Origin of the sequence: Sulfuricurvum sp. PD_MW2, assembly GCF_002633015.1 — a bacterium.
Taxonomy (GTDB): domain Bacteria; phylum Campylobacterota; class Campylobacteria; order Campylobacterales; family Sulfurimonadaceae; genus Sulfuricurvum.
On sequence record NZ_NSIU01000002.1, the window covers coordinates 36,759 to 52,792 of the forward strand.

The following is a 16,034-nucleotide window of genomic DNA, read 5'->3' on the forward strand; positions in this document are numbered from 1 at the left end:
AAAAGGAGTTTACCATGGCTATTGAATTACCGCTTCTCCCTTTTTCAAAAAATGCGTTAGAACCCTATATCAGTTCTCAAACCCTCGACTACCATTACGGAAAGCATCACAATACGTACATCATCAATACGAATAACCTTATCAAAGACACTGATCTCGAGAATGCTTCGCTAGAGGAGATCATCAAAACCAGCTTCAACAATGCTGCACAAACCGGTTTGTTCAACAATGCTGCACAGGTATGGAATCATACCTTCTACTGGCACTCCCTTTCACCAACAGGGGGAGGTGCTCCAAGCGGCAAAATTGCAGCGATGATCAATCAGGATTTCGGTAGTTATGATGATTTTGCGAAACGCTTTAAAGAAGCGGCTTTAGGGCAATTCGGTAGCGGCTGGGCTTGGCTTGCAGTGGTCGAAGGAAAACTAGCTATCCATAAAACATCGAATGCCGATACCCCTATTGTTCATGGCATGACACCACTACTTTGCATCGATGTATGGGAACATGCCTATTATCTGGATTATAAAAATGTCCGTGCAGAATATGTCGACAACGTGATCAATCGTTTGTTAAACTGGGAATTTGCGAATAGAAATTTAGAAGAGTAAAAAAGTGCCCCGAGGGGCGAGAGGAGAGAAAATCTCTTAGCTGTTACGCTTTTTGATGATCTCTTCTGCAACGTTGCGTGGAACTTCTTCGTAGTGATCGAATTCCATAGAGTAACTTGCACGTCCTTGTGTTGCTGAACGAAGGTCAGTTGAGTAACCAAACATTTCAGAAAGTGGTACGAACGCATCAACAATTTTGTTCCCTGAACGGTCACCCATGTTGTTAACTTGTCCACGACGACGGTTAAGGTCACCGATAACGTCACCCATGAAGTTTTCAGGAACTTCAACTTCAACTTTCATCATCGGCTCAAGGATACATGGGTTAGCTTTACGTGCAGCTTCTTTGAATCCCATAGATGCAGCCAATTTAAATGCCATCTCAGATGAGTCAACCTCATGGTATGAACCATCATACAACGCAACTTCGATATCTTCGATCGGATAACCCGCGAGAACACCTTTTTGCATCGCTTCAGCACACCCTTTTTCAACCGCTGGAATATACTCTTTTGGAATAACCCCACCTTTGATCTCATTTTTGAAGGTAAAACCTGTACCTGCTTCACCCGGCTTAACACGGATATAGATGTGACCGAATTGTCCACGTCCACCCGATTGTTTCGCGTATTTGTATTCTTGGTTAACTTCGTTGCGGATTGCTTCACGGTATGCAACTTGCGGTGCACCAACTTCCGCTTCAACTTTAAATTCACGGAACATACGGTCAACCAAGATCTCAAGGTGAAGCTCACCCATACCAGAGATGATCGTTTGTCCAGTTTCTTCGTCAGTATGAACACGGAAAGATGGATCTTCTGCAGCTAGTTTTCCAAGTGCAATACCCATCTTTTCTTGGTCCGCTTTGGTTTTTGGCTCAACCGCAACCGAGATAACCGGATCAGGGAAATGCATACGCTCAAGGATTACGCGATCTTTTTCATCACAAAGGGTATCTCCGGTAGTCGTGTCTTTAAGACCGACAACTGCACCGATTTCCCCTGCGTAAAGTGCTTTAATCTCTTCACGTTTGTTAGCGTGCATTTTCAAAAGACGACCGATACGCTCTTTTTTACCTTTGGTAGTATTGATAGCGTATGAACCAGATTCAAGAACACCACGGTACATACGTACGAATGTCAATTGTCCTACGAATGGGTCAGTCATAATTTTGAATGCCAAACCTGCAAACGGCTCATCGTCAGTTGAGTTAACGATAACTTCAACTTCTTCATCATCTTCTTTTGTACCACGGATTTGTGCTACTTCAAGTGGTGATGGAAGATAATCAACAACCGCATCAAGAAGAGTTTGTACCCCTTTGTTTTTGAACGCAGTTCCACATGTCATCGGGATGATTTCCATTTTCAAACAACCCGCTTTGATACCGCGCATGATCTCTTCGTTTGTAAGGTCACCCTCTTCGAAGAATTTTTCCATCAATGAATCGTCACCCTCAGCTGCTGCTTCCATCATACGTGCACGATACTCTTCAGCTTTGTCCATCAAATCAGCAGGGATTTCTTCTTCACGATAGTTAGATCCCATCGCAGCATCATCATCCCAAAGGATCGCTTTCATTTTAACGAGATCGATGATCCCTTTAAATTGATCTTCTGCACCGATTGGAAGTTGGATAGGTACCGGATTTGCTTTTAAACGGTTACGGATTTGATCTTCTACGTTATAGAAATCAGCACCGATACGGTCCATTTTGTTTACGAAAACCATACGTGGTACACCGTAACGGTTTGCTTGACGCCATACCGTCTCAGATTGTGGTTGAACCCCACCTACCGCACAGAATACTGCAACAGCACCGTCAAGTACGCGCATAGAACGCTCAACTTCAATGGTGAAGTCAACGTGGCCCGGAGTGTCGATGATGTTGATTTGTTTTTTGCGCCATTCACAAGTGGTCGCAGCAGAAGTAATCGTGATACCGCGCTCTTGCTCTTGCTCCATCCAGTCCATGGTTGCAGCACCTTCGTGAACTTCACCGATTTTGTGTGATACACCGGTGTAGAACAAGATACGCTCAGTTGTTGTCGTTTTACCCGCGTCGATGTGTGCGGCGATACCGATGTTTCTTACGTCTTCAAGTTTATGGGATCTTGCCATGTTAATAGCCCTTAATAGAGTTTATAGTGGAATGAAAAATGATAACCCGAGTGGGTTATCAAAAGATTACGAAAATCTTACCAGCGATAGTGAGCGAACGCTTTATTCGCTTCAGCCATTTTGTAAGTATCTTCTTTCTTTTTGAACGCTGAACCTTTGTCGTTTGCTGCATCTGAAAGTTCATTTGCCAAACGCTCTGCCATAGTGCGCTCATTACGTTTGCGTGCCGCATCGGTCAACCAGCGGATAGCAAGAGAAAGTTGGCGTACAGGACGAACTTCTACTGGAACTTGGTAGGTCGCTCCACCCACACGGCGGCTTTTTACTTCGATAACTGGTTTGATGTTCTCAATCGCAGTATTGAAAATTTCGATACCTGTTTTTTCACCACGTGAACCCATGATATCCAATGCACTGTACATGATTTTTTCAGCAGTACTTTTTTTACCATCCCACATGATTTTATTAATGAACTTAGTCAAAACTTTTGAACCATGAACCGGGTCAGGCATAATTTCGCGAACGGGCGCTTTTCTTCTTCTCATAATGTTTCCTTCAATGTTGTTTCATTTACTCAAAAAACGGTCATCATCAACCGATTCTTGTTAGACTAAATACTTATTTTTTAGCCTTAGCTTTTTTCGTTCCGTATTTAGAACGAGATACTTTACGGTCTTTAACACCCGCAGTATCAAGAGCACCACGTACGATATGGTATTTAACCCCTGGTAAGTCTTTTACACGACCACCACGAACAAGAACGATAGAGTGCTCTTGCAAGTTGTGACCTTCCCCACCGATATAACTAATTACTTCAAACCCTGAAGTCAAACGTACTTTAGCAACTTTACGAAGCGCCGAGTTCGGTTTTTTAGGGGTTGTAGTATATACACGAGTACATACACCACGACGTTGTGGGCATGACACCAAAGCAGGTGATTTTGATTTTTTCACTACCGCTTGTCGCTCTTTACGAATAAGTTGGTTGATTGTTGGCACACAATCTCCTTTGTTGAATTGTTCCAGTAGAATATATAATCCGCTCATGACAAGGGGACTAATAAACGCGCAATGGTATCCAATTTTTGATTAATTTGAGCTTATTTTAAGGAAGTTGTAAGAGAGAAAGGAAATAGAAATTTCCCGCATAAGCGGGAAAGGGAGAAAAAGGTGACCTTAGTCTCCGAAAACCATTTTAAGATCTTTATAGATACCGGTACCGACTGGGATCGTACGACCGATGATGACATTCTCTTTAAGATCGGTCAAGTCATCGATTTTCGCTGAAACAGCCGCTTCGGTCAAGACTTTAGTGGTATCTTGGAACGATGCTGCCGAGATAATCGAGTCTGCACTAACCGCTGCACGGGTAATACCGACTAGGTACGGCTCAGCAATCGCAGGCTCTCCACCGAGACGAAGGATTTTTTCGTTCTCAATTTTGAACTGTGCTTTTGAAACAACATCACCCTCGATGAATTTCGTATCTCCAGAACGGAGGATTTTAATTTGGCGTAACATCTGAGTAAATATAACTTCGATGTGTTTGTCCGCAATATTAACCCCTTGGCGGCGATAAACTTGTTGTACTTCACTTACAAGATAGTTGTACAATGCTTTAACACCCAAGATACGGAGGATCTCGTGTGAGCTGATAATACCGTCAGTCAAACGCTCGCCGGCGTGAACGAACTCGCCAGGGTGAACCATCGCAACAAGATTTTTATCAACAAAATACTCTTTAACCATTCCGTTGTCCGAAGTGATCAAAATACGCTCTTTACCACGTAACGGTTTACCAAAGCTAACAACCCCATCAAGCTCTGCGATAAGAGCGATCTCTTTTGGTTTACGTGCTTCGAAAAGCTCAGAAACCCGTGGAAGACCCCCGGTGATATCGCGCGATTTTTGAAGCGCTTTCGGTGTTCTTGCCAAAATATCAGCCACTTTAACTTCTGCACGGTCTTGGGCGAAAATCGCTGTTTTCGGTTCAACCGCGTAGCGGATCACCGAGCCGTCATTCGCCGCAAGGACGATTGCCGGTTTAAATTCTGGCGCAACATACTCGTTGATCATCAAACGGGTTTTACCGGTCAATTCATCAAACTGCTCAGATGCCGTCACACCCGGAATAATATCTTCGAATGTGATAACCCCGTCTGTTTCAGAAATGATCGGATTTGAGTACGGATCCCATTCAGCAATGACGATTGACTCTTCTTTTGCCGGTTTAGCGATAATGCTGTCCGCTTTAACCATTTCGTTATCGTTGATTTCGATCACCGAACCACGTGCGATATAGTGACGGATCGCTTCACGATCTTCACTATCGGCAACAACCGCGAAGAGACCTTTCTCTTCAACATTGTACCCTTTCGCAATTTCATGGTGACGCTCAAGATAATCCCCTTTGAGGAGGTAATATTTGATAACCCCTTTCTCTTTTGCAAGGATTTTTTGAGTGATCGGTGCACCGTCTTTGACTTGGATTTCTGACGCATACGGAATACGATTCGGTACGTTCCATCCGTCTTTGATCGTCTCAACAATCGACTCATCAGCTTTTACAACGGTTCCGTTTTCATACGGAAGGTAGAATTTACCTTCAATTTTACCGCTAACCCCTGCAAGTTCGTTCGGTTTTGCCACTTCATTTTTGCGAAGGGTGTAACGTACCGTTTGACTATCGCCTTTAACGCTTACGATTACTTCATCATGAATAGTTTGAATTTCAACAGCTCCGTTAAACGGTGCTTTGATTTTCGGCTCCACCAACAAGACTGCCGCATTACGACGGTTTGCAACGATTTGTTTACCCTCTTTGGAGAGGTAGGTTTTCATGTTGTAATAACGGATAAAACCTTCTTTGGTTGCAACGACTTGACGCTCTTCACGAGTACTTGACGCGGTTCCCCCGACGTGGAAGGTACGAAGGGTCAACTGCGTACCCGGCTCCCCGATCGACTGAGCAGCGATAATACCGACTGCTTCACCCGGTTTAACGGTTTCCCCAGTACCAAGGTTAAGCCCGTAACACAATGCACATACGCCGTTTTCTGACTTACATGTTGTCGGAGTCCGGATTTGTACTGCTTTGATACCCGCTTCGATGATTTTTGACGCTTTGATCTCATCGATCAATGTTCCTTCAGAATAGAGGATCTCATTCGTGATCGGATCGATCGCATCTTCTGCCAATACACGGCCGTAGATACGGTCTTCAAGCGGCTCGATCAATTCATTACCGACAGAGATATCAGTCAGTTCGATCCCCTCATGGGTACCACAGTCATGCTCAACGATTTTCACGTTTTGTGCAACGTCGACGAGTTTACGAGTCAAATACCCCGCATTCGCTGTTTTCAACGCAGTATCCGCAAGACCTTTACGAGCACCGTGGGTTGAAATAAAGTACTCAAGAACGTTTAGACCCTCTTTAAAGTTCGAAATAATCGGGGTTTCAATGATCGATCCGTCCGGTTTCGCCATCAAACCACGCATACCCGCTAGCTGACGAATTTGTGCCGCAGATCCCCGTGCCCCAGAGTCCGCCATCATAAAGATCGAGTTAAACCCGTCTTTATCATTTTGGATCAAATCCATCATTCCGCCTGCAACAGTATTGTTGGTATCAGTCCAGACGTCAATAATTTTATTATAACGTTCTTGCTCGGTCAAAAGACCCGCTTCGAATTGTTTTTGGATCTCTTTAACACGGTTTTTCGATGTTGCGATCAATCCTGATTTTGCTTCAGGGATAATGATATCGGCGATCGAGATCGATACCCCTGATTTTGTTGCGTATCTGAAACCAAGGTTTTTCAAATCGTCCAAGAATCCTGCTGTTACCGCAACACCGCCGTGTTTGTTAACATAGTCAACCAACGCAGAGATATTTTTCTTTTTCATTACAACGTTCCACAATTCTGCCGGAACGAATGACGGAAGAATCGATTGAAGGATCATGCGCCCAGCTGTTGTATGGATAACACGACCATCAACACGGGTACGTACTTTCGCATGCAAATCAAGCGCATTGTGTTCCAATGCGATCATAATTTCATCAACGTTGCTGAAAAGTTTGTTCGATCCTTTCACATCATTTTTGCCGAGTGTCAAGTAATAAAGACCCAAGACCATATCTTGTGATGGTGTTGCAATCGCTTTACCCGATGCAGGAAGCAAGATGTTCATAGATGAGAGCATCAATACTTTCGCTTCTGCAATCGCTTCAGCACTCAATGGTACGTGAACCGCCATTTGGTCACCGTCGAAGTCCGCATTGAACGCCGCACAAACAAGCGGGTGCAATTGAATCGCTTTACCATCGATCAATTTTGGATGGAATGCTTGAATCGAGAGTTTGTGAAGTGTCGGTGCACGGTTCAACATAACCGGATACCCTTCAACAATCTCCGCAAGACACTCCCAAACTTCGTTAGTTTTCTCTTCGATCATTTTCTTCGCCGCTTTAACGGTGGTCGCATACCCTTTATCTTCTAGTTTCGCGATCAAATGCGGTTTGAAAAGCTCCAATGCCATTTGTTTCGGCAATCCGCACTGATCCATTTGAAGGTTTGGTCCAACAACGATAACCGAACGTCCAGAGAAGTCAACACGCTTACCAAGAAGGTTTTGACGGAAACGCCCTTGTTTACCTTTGATGATCTCTGAAAGAGATTTCAACGGACGTTTATTTGCCCCTTTAACGGCATTTGCACGACGGCCGTTGTCAAACAACGCATCAACCGCTTCTTGCAACATACGTTTTTCGTTACGTACGATAATTTCAGGTGCTTCGAGTTCGATCAAACGCTTCAAACGTTGATTTCGGTTGATAACACGGCGATAAAGATCATTAACGTCCGATACTGCGAATTTTCCACCATCAAGGCTTACCAACGGGCGAAGTTCAGGAGGAAGAACCGGCAATGCCGTGAGCATCATCCATGCAGGATTGTTCCCTGAATTCAAGAATGACTCGATAACTTTCAAACGTTTAACGATCGTTTTGCGTTTTGCTTCAGAGTTGGTTGCTTGAACCTCTTCTTTCAATGCAGAGAACAAATCAACCAAATCAAGTTCATCCAACAAATCACGAACCGCTGATCCACCCATTTCTGCTGAGAAACCGCTATCTCCGTAACGTTGTACAAGGGTACGGTATTGTTCTTCATTCAATACATCGTATTTCAAAACAGCAGATGTTTGCTCACCGTCATAGTACGCTTCACCACCATTTTTTACGATATACGCTTCATAGTACAATACGCGCTCAAGGTCTTTCATTTTCACGCCGAGCAATGTACCGATACGGCTTGGGAGTGAACTGACATACCAGATATGTGCTACCGGAGTAACAAGGTCGATGTGTCCCATACGGGTACGGCGAACTTTGGCAGAAGTAACTTCAACACCACATTTTTCGCACACGACACCTTTGTAGCGCATTTTTTTGTATTTTCCGCACAAACATTCGTAATCACGAACCGGACCGAAAATTTTGGCACAAAACAATCCGTCACGTTCCGGTTTAAGGGTACGGTAGTTGATAGTTTCTGGTTTTTTTACTTCACCATGGCTCCATGAGAGGATTCTCTCTGGACTTGCCAAGCGAAATTGAATCTGTTTAATGTCTGTAGGACGATTCTCTTCCGTAACGGAAACCGGTACTAATTTACTCATTGTCATCCACCTCGTCAAAAATCTCAATATCAAGCGCCAATGATTGGAGCTCTTTAGTCAATACGAATAGAGTTTCAGGGATACCAGATGCCGGTACGCTTTCACCTTTCGTAATCGCTTTATATGCACGAACACGTCCATCAACGTCATCCGATTTAATTGTCAACATCTCTTTAAGTACTGCAGAAGCACCGTATGCTTCAAGAGCCCATACTTCCATTTCCCCGAAACGTTGTCCACCAAAGAGTGCTTTACCACCGACCGGTTGTTGTGTTACAAGTGAGTATGGTCCAGTTGAACGTGCATGCACTTTCTCATCTACCAAGTGATGGAGTTTGAGCATATACATGTATCCGACGTTGACACGTTCTTTCATTTTATCGCCGGTTTTACCGTCGTAAAGTTCCATTTTACCATCAGTATCAAGTTTTGCCAATTCGAACAATTTAGCAAATTCTGATTCAGTTACCCCTTCGAAAATAGGTGTCGCGAATTTAACCCCTTTTGCCCAATCTTGCGCATAGCCAAGAAGAGTTGCATCATCCATTTCACTCAATGCTTTTTTCGCATCCATAAGGCCCGCAACATCTGCAAAAGAGATCATTTTTTCACGAAGCTCTCCAATAAACTCTTGTTGTTTCGCCTCAAAAATGTCTTGCAATTGAAGGCCAAGCTCTTTTCCTACCATACCAAGGTGCATCTCAAGGATTTGCCCGATGTTCATACGTGATGGAACCCCGAGTGGGTTCAAACAAACGTCGACTGAGCGTCCGTTTGCCATGTACGGCATGTCAACTTGTGGAACGATCGTAGAAACGATACCTTTGTTCCCGTGACGTCCCGCCATTTTATCCCCGACTTTAAGCTTACGTTTTGTCGCGATGTATACTTTTACGAATTTAACAACACCGTTTGGAAGGATGTCATCTTTTTCCAAGATTGAGAGTTTCTCTTCGTGTTCGTCACGGAATTTTTTCTTCTCTTTTTGGAAATGATTTTTTGTTTGGTTATATTTCTCTTGAATATCGTCGCTGAATGCTTTTACGACGTTATTCATTGCAAAACGATTAACCTCTTTAAGGTCTTCAGCTTTAACGTTTTCGCCTGCTTTGTAATCGTTGCCGTTGATGCTGACATCGCTCAACAACGGATGTTTTGTCAACAATGAAACAATACGGAGCATCTCTTCTTTGTCGATCATCAACAAACGATCATAATGTTCGCGCTCTAATTCATCACGCTCTTGTTTTTCAAGCTCTAGCGTACGCGGATCTTTGTCGTACCCTTTTTTGGTGAATACTTTAACGTCGACAACAACACCTTCCATACTTGGCGTACAGTAGAGTGATTTATTAACAACGTGACCCGCTTTTTCACCGAAAATTGCACGAAGCAAACGCTCTTCCGGAGTCGGTTTAACTTCACCTTTTGGTGAAACTTTACCAACAAGGATCATTCCACCCTTGACATAGGTGCCGATTTTAACGATACCGCTTTCGTCCAAGTGCGCCAACTCATCGTCGCGAACATTCGGAATGTCACGAGTAATCTCTTCAACACCGTGTTTGAGTTCGCGTGCTTCTGCTTCTTTTTCATAAATATGTACAGAAGTGAACGCATCTTCGCGGATCATACGCTCAGACATGACGATCGCATCCTCGAAGTTGTATCCGTTCCACGGCATGAACGCGACAAGAGCATTAATACCCAGTGCCAACTCACCTTTATCCATGTTTGGACCATCAGCGATGATTTGCCCTTTGGTAACTGCTTGACCTTGTTTTACGATCGGTTTTTGCAAGAACGTCGTATTTTGGTTGGTACGAAGATTTTTTTGCAACGGATAATAATCGATAAATGTTCCGTCTTCATCTTCACCCATCACGTAAATGTGTTTTGCATCAACTTTCTCAACGATACCGCTGCGCTCAGCTTTAACACACTCCCATGAATCACGTGCAACCAATTTTTCAACACCGGTTCCGACCATCGGCGCCTCAGGACGCAACAATGGTACAGCTTGACGTTGCATGTTCGATCCCATCAACGCACGGTTCGCATCATCGTGTTCCAAGAACGGAATCAAGCTCGCAGCAACACCGACTACCATGTGAGGAGTCAAATCGCGAAGCTCACACTCTTTTGGTGATTTAAGAATAATCTCACCGTCTTGACGAATCTCTACTAAATCATCCAAGAAGTTACCGTTTTCATCCACACGACTTGATGCCGCAGCGATGATTTTTCCCTCTTCTTGGGTCGCTGTCAAATAAACAACTTCTTTTGTTACCACACCATCTTTTACAACGTTGTACGGAGCTTCGATAAATCCATGCTCATTCACTTTTGAATAGGTAGCCAATGTATTGATCAAACCGATGTTTTGGCCCTCTGGAGTCTCAATCGGACAGATACGACCATAGTGAGTCGGGTGAACGTCACGCACTTCAAATCCGGCACGCTCTTTAACAAGACCGCCTTCTCCGAGTGCTGATAGACGACGTTTATGGGTAACTTCCGACAACGGATTTGTTTGGTCCATAAATTGTGACAATTGCCCGCCGCTGAAGAACTCCATAATCGTTGAAGTGATCATTTTTGAGTTGATCAAGTCATGCGGCATCAATTCAGTTGTCGGTCCGCTCATCGTTGAGAGTTTATCTTTGATCGCTTTTTGCATTTTGATCAAACCGTTGTGAAGCTCATTTCCAAGCAATTCACCGATAGATCGGATACGACGGTTACCAAGGTGGTCACGGTCATCAATATGTCCTTGACCGTTTTTAACTTTTACAACGTATTTAACGGTGTTGATGATATCTTCATTGGTCAAAACAGTCACATATTCCGGTACGTTAAGACCCAATTTATGGTTCATTTTCATACGACCGACACGTGTCAAATCATAACGCTCTGGATCGAAGAAAAGCTGATTAACAAATACTTTTGCCGCTTCTTTCGTTACAGGTTCACCAGGACGCATAACTTTATAAATACGGATGGCTGCAAGATCGTTTTCATCTTCGATTGTTTCAGTTTGTTTGAGTAATTTTAATGAATCCGCATCTGCGATGAATGCATTGATAATCGCACTGTCATGCCCTTCTGCAAGGTCATTTGCAATAACAAACTCTTTGACACCCGCTTCAATCATCTTTTTGAGCTTAGTCTCATCCAATTGTGTCATTGTATCAAACATAACTTCGCCGCTTTCAGCGTCGATAATCGGCTCAGCCAAATGACGTTCGATCAATGTTTCAATCGGATACTGGATAGCGCTCACACCATCAGCAATCAATTTTTCCGCTTTTTTAGCCGATAGACGTTTTCCTGCCGCAACAAGAAGCTTTCCGTCTTTGTCGATCAAATCGTATCCGAGACGTCCTGCAAATTGCTCAGGATCAAAATCCATCAAATAGCGGTTGTCTTCTGTACGGATTTTTTGCAACGGATAGAACATTTTCAAAATGTCTTGCTTGCTGTATCCAAGAGCACGGAACATAATGGTAACCGGCACTTTACGGCGTTTATTGATACGCATATAAAGAATGTCTTTTGGATCGTATTCAAAATAGAGCCACGAACCGCGATCCGGAATGATTTGACCGGTGAAGATCATTTTGCTTCCGGCTGTGGTAGATTCTTCTTCTTTGAAGATTACCCCCGGTGAGCGGTGAAGCTGATTAACAACAACACGTTCAACACCGTTGATAACGAACGATGTACGATCGGTCATCAAAGGGATGTCACGGATAAAAATAGTTTGTTCTTTAATATCTTTAACACCGGTTTTTTCTTTGGTGTTTTCATCACGATCCCAGATCATAAGACGCGTTTTCATACGCAAAGAAACAGAGTACGTAAGACCACGTTCCATACATTCGCGTACGGTATATTTTGGGCGTCCTACTTCGGACCCAAGATACTCAAGAGAGAGACGATTTTGTGAATCATGAATCGGAAAAACCGACTGGAATACGCGCTCAATACCGCTTTTAGAACGATCTTTTTGATCAAGCATCAAAAATGATTCATACGAACTTTGTTGAAGTTGCAATAAATTCGGTACTTCAATTTGTTGGGGAGTTTTCGCGAAATCTACGCGTAAGCGGTTTCCGGAGTGAAGAGTGTTTAACATAGGCTACCTCAATCGAAGTTTTTGATCCCATAGGGATAAGTGCAAAGTCTATAACTCAAGCGTCCTTGAGTCTATAACGACGTATGGGCACTTTACGAAAGAGTAAAAAACCCGCTTCGTAAAGTGCCCTGTGGGAGGTGGAGGCCTAAGCCTCCGGTATCAAAATGATTATTTGATTTCGACGACAGCGCCAGCTTCTTCAAGCTCTTTTTTCGCTGCTTCAGCATCTTGTTTAGAGATACCTTCTTTAAGAGTTGTAGGTGCACCTTCAACCGCATCTTTAGCCTCTTTAAGACCAAGACCTGTCATAGCACGAACTACTTTAATAACGTTGATTTTTTTATCACCACCGTCTTTCAAGATAACGTCGAACTCAGTTTTTTCTTCTGCAGCTTCAGCAACAACAGCAGCGCCAGCAACCGCAACCGGTTGAGCAGATACGCCAAATTTTTCTTCGAATTCTTTTACAAGCTCAGAAAGCTCAAGAACAGACAAGTTTGAGATAAACTCAAGAACATCTTCTTTAGTTACAGCCATAGTATTCTCCTATTGGTATTTTATTTTTTATGCCGACATTTCTATCAGCGGTATTGTGAAGCAGCAATCACGCCGCTTCTTCTTCTTTTTTGCGTTTAAGCGCATCGAGTCCGATAGTGAAGTTGCGAACTGGTCCCATCCATACAGATGCGAGCATTCCAAGCAACTCTTCGCGTCCCGGAAGGGTAGCGAATGCACGAACTTTATTTTCGTCTGCTGCTTCGCCGTCGATGTATGCAGTACGGATGATAAATTTATCATTCGCTTTTGCAAAATCAACTGCAGCCTTAGATGCAGCGATCGCGTCTGAACCCCATACGAAAATATTAGTATCTTTAATTTCGATACCGCTCATTTGCGCATTATTCAAAGCGATAGTCGCAAGTGTATTTTTTACAACTTGCACTTTTGCATCTTTCGCACGTGCGATTTTACGTAGTTCTTCCAATTCTGACACGGCTAAACCACGGTAATCACACATAATAACTGCTGAAGACGATTTAAACTCTTCGGTAAGAGCATTAACGATCTCAGATTTTTGTGCTTTATTCATTGTTTCTCCTTTCCAGACATACAACTTCAAGCGGGGCAGAGTTTTCTGATTAAGGCCTTAGCCCCCTACTGTCTTCAGTCCATAAGATAAAGTCAGGCACATAGTGCCTGATATCCGCTGATTAACGGATATCCAAAAGTTCTTGTGTTTCGAACTTGATTGCTGGACTCATTGTCAATGACAATGCAGCATTTTTGATGTAGCGACCTTTTGCAGTCGATGGTTTCGCACGGTTGATAGCACCAACAAATGCTTTGATATTTTCGGCAATTTTATCTGAATCAAAGCTAACTTTACCGATACCAGCGTGGATATTACCTTTTTTGTCAACACGGAAATTTACTTGTCCGCCTTTAACATTGCTAACCGCTTTTGCGATATCAGCAGTTACGGTTCCGGTTTTAGGGTTAGGCATCATCCCTTTTGGTCCGAGGATACGACCTACTTGACCAACAAGACCCATACAATCTGGAGCAGCAACAACGATGTCGAAGTTGATATTTCCTGATTTGATTTGGTCTACTAAATCTTCTGCACCGACAATGTCAGCACCAGCATTTTTAGCTTCGTCAACTTTTGCACCTTTAGCAAATACAGCAACACGAACCACTTTACCTGTACCGTGAGGAAGCACGACGGCACCACGGATCATTTGGTCTGCGTGACGTGGATCAACACCAAGGTTTAGTGCGATTTCAACAGTTTCGTCAAATTTTGCAGATTTTAATTCTTTTACAAATACAGACGCATCAGCTACTGAATAGCTTTTGGTCATATCAATTTTTTCACTTAGTTGTTTATAGCGTTTTCCAGCCATTTGAATTCTCCAATTTTAGAATCTGCCGCAGTGATTAGACTCTTTGCGGTCGAAGAGCATAGAAATCAATCGACGACGTCGATCCCCATTGAGCGAGCTGAACCAGCAATAGTACGTGCAGCAGCTTCTTCATCTTGTGTATTCATGTCTTGCATTTTTTGCTTAACAATTTCCATGATTTGAGCTTTAGTGATTTTCGCCACTTTGTTCTTCATCGGATTATCAGAACCTTTTTTGATACCGATTTTATTCATAATTAATGCGGTATTTGCAGGTTGTTTTGTGATAAATGAAAACGTTTTATCAGCATATACAGTAATAACAGTTGGGAGTTTGAACCCAGCCTTATCTTTTGTTCGCTCGTTAAACGCTTTACAGAATTCCATGATGTTAACACCACGTTGACCAAGTGCAGGACCTACCGGTGGTGCCGGGTTAGCGGCGCCGGCTTGAATTTGCAACTTGATGTAGCCAGTAATTTTCTTTGCCATTTGTGCTTCCTTTTTTTAAGATTAAATAATTTTTTCGACTTGAGTATACGAAATATCAACCGGAGTACTACGTCCGAAGATAGAAACATTGAGCTTTAGCGTGCCGTGTTCCAAATCGTACTCATCCACCGTACCGGTAAAGTTTGCAAACGGACCATCAACGATACGAACCATTTCACCGTTGTCAAAGAATACTTTTGGTTTCGGAGCTGAACGATTCGTCACACGATCCAAAATAACTGCAATATCGTTATCGCTGAGCGGAGTAGGTTTATTAGACTCTCCGATAAATCCTGCGACACGCGGCAAGGATTGGATACGATGCTGCAAATCGATAGAAAGATCCATATTTGCAAACACGTACCCAGAATAGAGTGAACGCTCACTGATTTTCTTTTTGCCGTTTTTTACTTCGATGACATCTTCCGTAGGGACGATTACTTCAGTAATGACTTCTTGAAGATTGTTTTCAGCAATAATGTTTTCGATAGCTGCTTTAACGCTTCGCTCGCTACCAGCATACGTTTGAATAGAGTACCAACGATGTGCCATCTTTTTTCCTTATTTCAAAATTGCCGAAACGGTTGAAGACATGATAAGATCAACTAACGCCAAAAACAATACGACAAAAGTAACAACCGCTACAACAGCGATAAATGCTTGTTTGACTTGCGGCTTTGTCGGGAAAATGACTTTTGCAAGTTCCATTTTCGCATTGTGTATGGTTTGAGACAATTTGTTTTTCATTTTTTAGTATCCTCAGGACATTTCCGACGAATAAGGCTCTAAAGCACCATTAGTCAAAAATGAAGTGGCACGCCAGGAGGGACTCGAACCCCCAGCCGTCGGATTTGGAATCCGGCGCTCTACCATTGGAGCTACTGACGTATAAAATCCCCGAAGGGAAAAACTTACAGTTTTGCTTCTTTGTGAACAGTGTGCTCACGGCAGAATTTGCAAAACTTACGTACTGAAAATTTTTCAGTATGAGTTTTTTTGTTTTTAGAGGTGTGATAGTTACGACGAGTACACTTCTCACACGCTAAATGGATATTTTCACGCATGTTTTACCTTATTTATC

Annotated in this window: 13 protein-coding genes and 1 tRNA gene; 1 reads left to right on the plus strand and 13 read right to left on the minus strand. The window is 43.1% G+C overall.

Going from position 1 to position 16,034, the window contains the following annotated elements; genetic code table 11:
- The first annotated feature begins 14 nt into the window (after window positions 1-14).
- Window positions 15-611 (plus strand): superoxide dismutase, encoded by a 597-nt coding sequence (locus CJD30_RS02025; RefSeq protein ID WP_294915807.1) that lies wholly within the window; start codon window positions 15-17, stop codon window positions 609-611.
- 36 nt (window positions 612-647) lie between these two features.
- Here the strand turns inward: CJD30_RS02025 and fusA are convergent, their stop codons facing one another.
- The 13 genes from fusA to rpmG form a co-directional block, all read right to left on the minus strand.
- A complete protein-coding gene (gene fusA / locus CJD30_RS02030; protein WP_294915809.1) occupies window positions 648-2,732 on the minus strand; it encodes an elongation factor G in 2,085 nt (694 codons plus the stop codon).
- Between the two features lie 77 nt (window positions 2,733-2,809).
- The gene (rpsG, locus tag CJD30_RS02035) at window positions 2,810-3,277 is read right to left on the minus strand and encodes a 30S ribosomal protein S7 (protein WP_294915811.1); all 468 of its coding nucleotides are present in this window, start codon (window positions 3,275-3,277) and stop codon (window positions 2,810-2,812) included.
- Between the two features lie 73 nt (window positions 3,278-3,350).
- On the minus strand, window positions 3,351-3,731 hold the full coding sequence (gene rpsL / locus CJD30_RS02040) for a 30S ribosomal protein S12 (protein WP_013461125.1): 381 nt from the start codon (window positions 3,729-3,731) through the stop codon (window positions 3,351-3,353).
- Between the two features lie 177 nt (window positions 3,732-3,908).
- Complete coding sequence (rpoC, locus tag CJD30_RS02045; RefSeq protein WP_294915813.1) at window positions 3,909-8,417, minus strand: DNA-directed RNA polymerase subunit beta'; 4,509 nt, start codon at window positions 8,415-8,417, stop codon at window positions 3,909-3,911.
- A complete protein-coding gene (rpoB, locus tag CJD30_RS02050; protein ID WP_294915815.1) occupies window positions 8,410-12,555 on the minus strand; it encodes a DNA-directed RNA polymerase subunit beta in 4,146 nt (1,381 codons plus the stop codon). The genes rpoC and rpoB overlap by 8 nt, the downstream gene beginning before the upstream one ends.
- A gap of 168 nt (window positions 12,556-12,723) precedes the next feature.
- Window positions 12,724-13,092 (minus strand): 50S ribosomal protein L7/L12, encoded by a 369-nt coding sequence (gene rplL / locus CJD30_RS02055; protein ID WP_294915817.1) that lies wholly within the window; start codon window positions 13,090-13,092, stop codon window positions 12,724-12,726.
- 67 nt (window positions 13,093-13,159) lie between these two features.
- Window positions 13,160-13,645, minus strand: coding sequence for a 50S ribosomal protein L10 (gene rplJ, locus CJD30_RS02060; protein ID WP_294915818.1), 486 nt, complete (start codon window positions 13,643-13,645; stop codon window positions 13,160-13,162).
- 121 nt (window positions 13,646-13,766) lie between these two features.
- Window positions 13,767-14,462: a 50S ribosomal protein L1 gene (gene rplA, locus CJD30_RS02065; RefSeq protein WP_294915820.1), complete on the minus strand. Its 696-nt coding sequence runs from the start codon at window positions 14,460-14,462 to the stop codon at window positions 13,767-13,769.
- 65 nt (window positions 14,463-14,527) lie between these two features.
- On the minus strand, window positions 14,528-14,953 hold the full coding sequence (rplK, locus tag CJD30_RS02070) for a 50S ribosomal protein L11 (RefSeq protein WP_294915821.1): 426 nt from the start codon (window positions 14,951-14,953) through the stop codon (window positions 14,528-14,530).
- A 21-nt stretch (window positions 14,954-14,974) separates the two neighbouring features.
- Window positions 14,975-15,505: a transcription termination/antitermination protein NusG gene (gene nusG, locus CJD30_RS02075; protein ID WP_294915822.1), complete on the minus strand. Its 531-nt coding sequence runs from the start codon at window positions 15,503-15,505 to the stop codon at window positions 14,975-14,977.
- Window positions 15,506-15,514: 9 nt separating this feature from the next.
- Complete coding sequence (gene secE / locus CJD30_RS02080; protein ID WP_294915824.1) at window positions 15,515-15,700, minus strand: preprotein translocase subunit SecE; 186 nt, start codon at window positions 15,698-15,700, stop codon at window positions 15,515-15,517.
- Between the two features lie 65 nt (window positions 15,701-15,765).
- Window positions 15,766-15,841 (minus strand) — tRNA-Trp (locus CJD30_RS02085).
- A 23-nt stretch (window positions 15,842-15,864) separates the two neighbouring features.
- Complete coding sequence (rpmG, locus tag CJD30_RS02090; protein WP_015654572.1) at window positions 15,865-16,017, minus strand: 50S ribosomal protein L33; 153 nt, start codon at window positions 16,015-16,017, stop codon at window positions 15,865-15,867.
- Window positions 16,018-16,034 lie beyond the last annotated feature (17 nt).

What these genes read in the sequence shown, in the direction of transcription:
- nusG (WP_294915822.1), bottom strand. Translation starts at nt 15,505, where the DNA reads ATGGCACATCGTTGGTACTCTATTCAAACGTATGCTGGTAGCGAGCGA.
- rpsG (WP_294915811.1), bottom strand. Translation starts at nt 3,277, where the DNA reads ATGAGAAGAAGAAAAGCGCCCGTTCGCGAAATTATGCCTGACCCGGTT.
- rpoB (WP_294915815.1), bottom strand. Translation starts at nt 12,555, where the DNA reads ATGTTAAACACTCTTCACTCCGGAAACCGCTTACGCGTAGATTTCGCG.
- secE (WP_294915824.1), bottom strand. Translation starts at nt 15,700, where the DNA reads ATGAAAAACAAATTGTCTCAAACCATACACAATGCGAAAATGGAACTT.
- rplK (WP_294915821.1), bottom strand. Translation starts at nt 14,953, where the DNA reads ATGGCAAAGAAAATTACTGGCTACATCAAGTTGCAAATTCAAGCCGGC.
- fusA (WP_294915809.1), bottom strand. Translation starts at nt 2,732, where the DNA reads ATGGCAAGATCCCATAAACTTGAAGACGTAAGAAACATCGGTATCGCC.
- rplJ (WP_294915818.1), bottom strand. Translation starts at nt 13,645, where the DNA reads ATGAATAAAGCACAAAAATCTGAGATCGTTAATGCTCTTACCGAAGAG.
- rplA (WP_294915820.1), bottom strand. Translation starts at nt 14,462, where the DNA reads ATGGCTGGAAAACGCTATAAACAACTAAGTGAAAAAATTGATATGACC.
- rpmG (WP_015654572.1), bottom strand. Translation starts at nt 16,017, where the DNA reads ATGCGTGAAAATATCCATTTAGCGTGTGAGAAGTGTACTCGTCGTAAC.
- CJD30_RS02025 (WP_294915807.1), top strand. Translation starts at nt 15, where the DNA reads ATGGCTATTGAATTACCGCTTCTCCCTTTTTCAAAAAATGCGTTAGAA.
- rplL (WP_294915817.1), bottom strand. Translation starts at nt 13,092, where the DNA reads ATGGCTGTAACTAAAGAAGATGTTCTTGAGTTTATCTCAAACTTGTCT.
- rpoC (WP_294915813.1), bottom strand. Translation starts at nt 8,417, where the DNA reads ATGAGTAAATTAGTACCGGTTTCCGTTACGGAAGAGAATCGTCCTACA.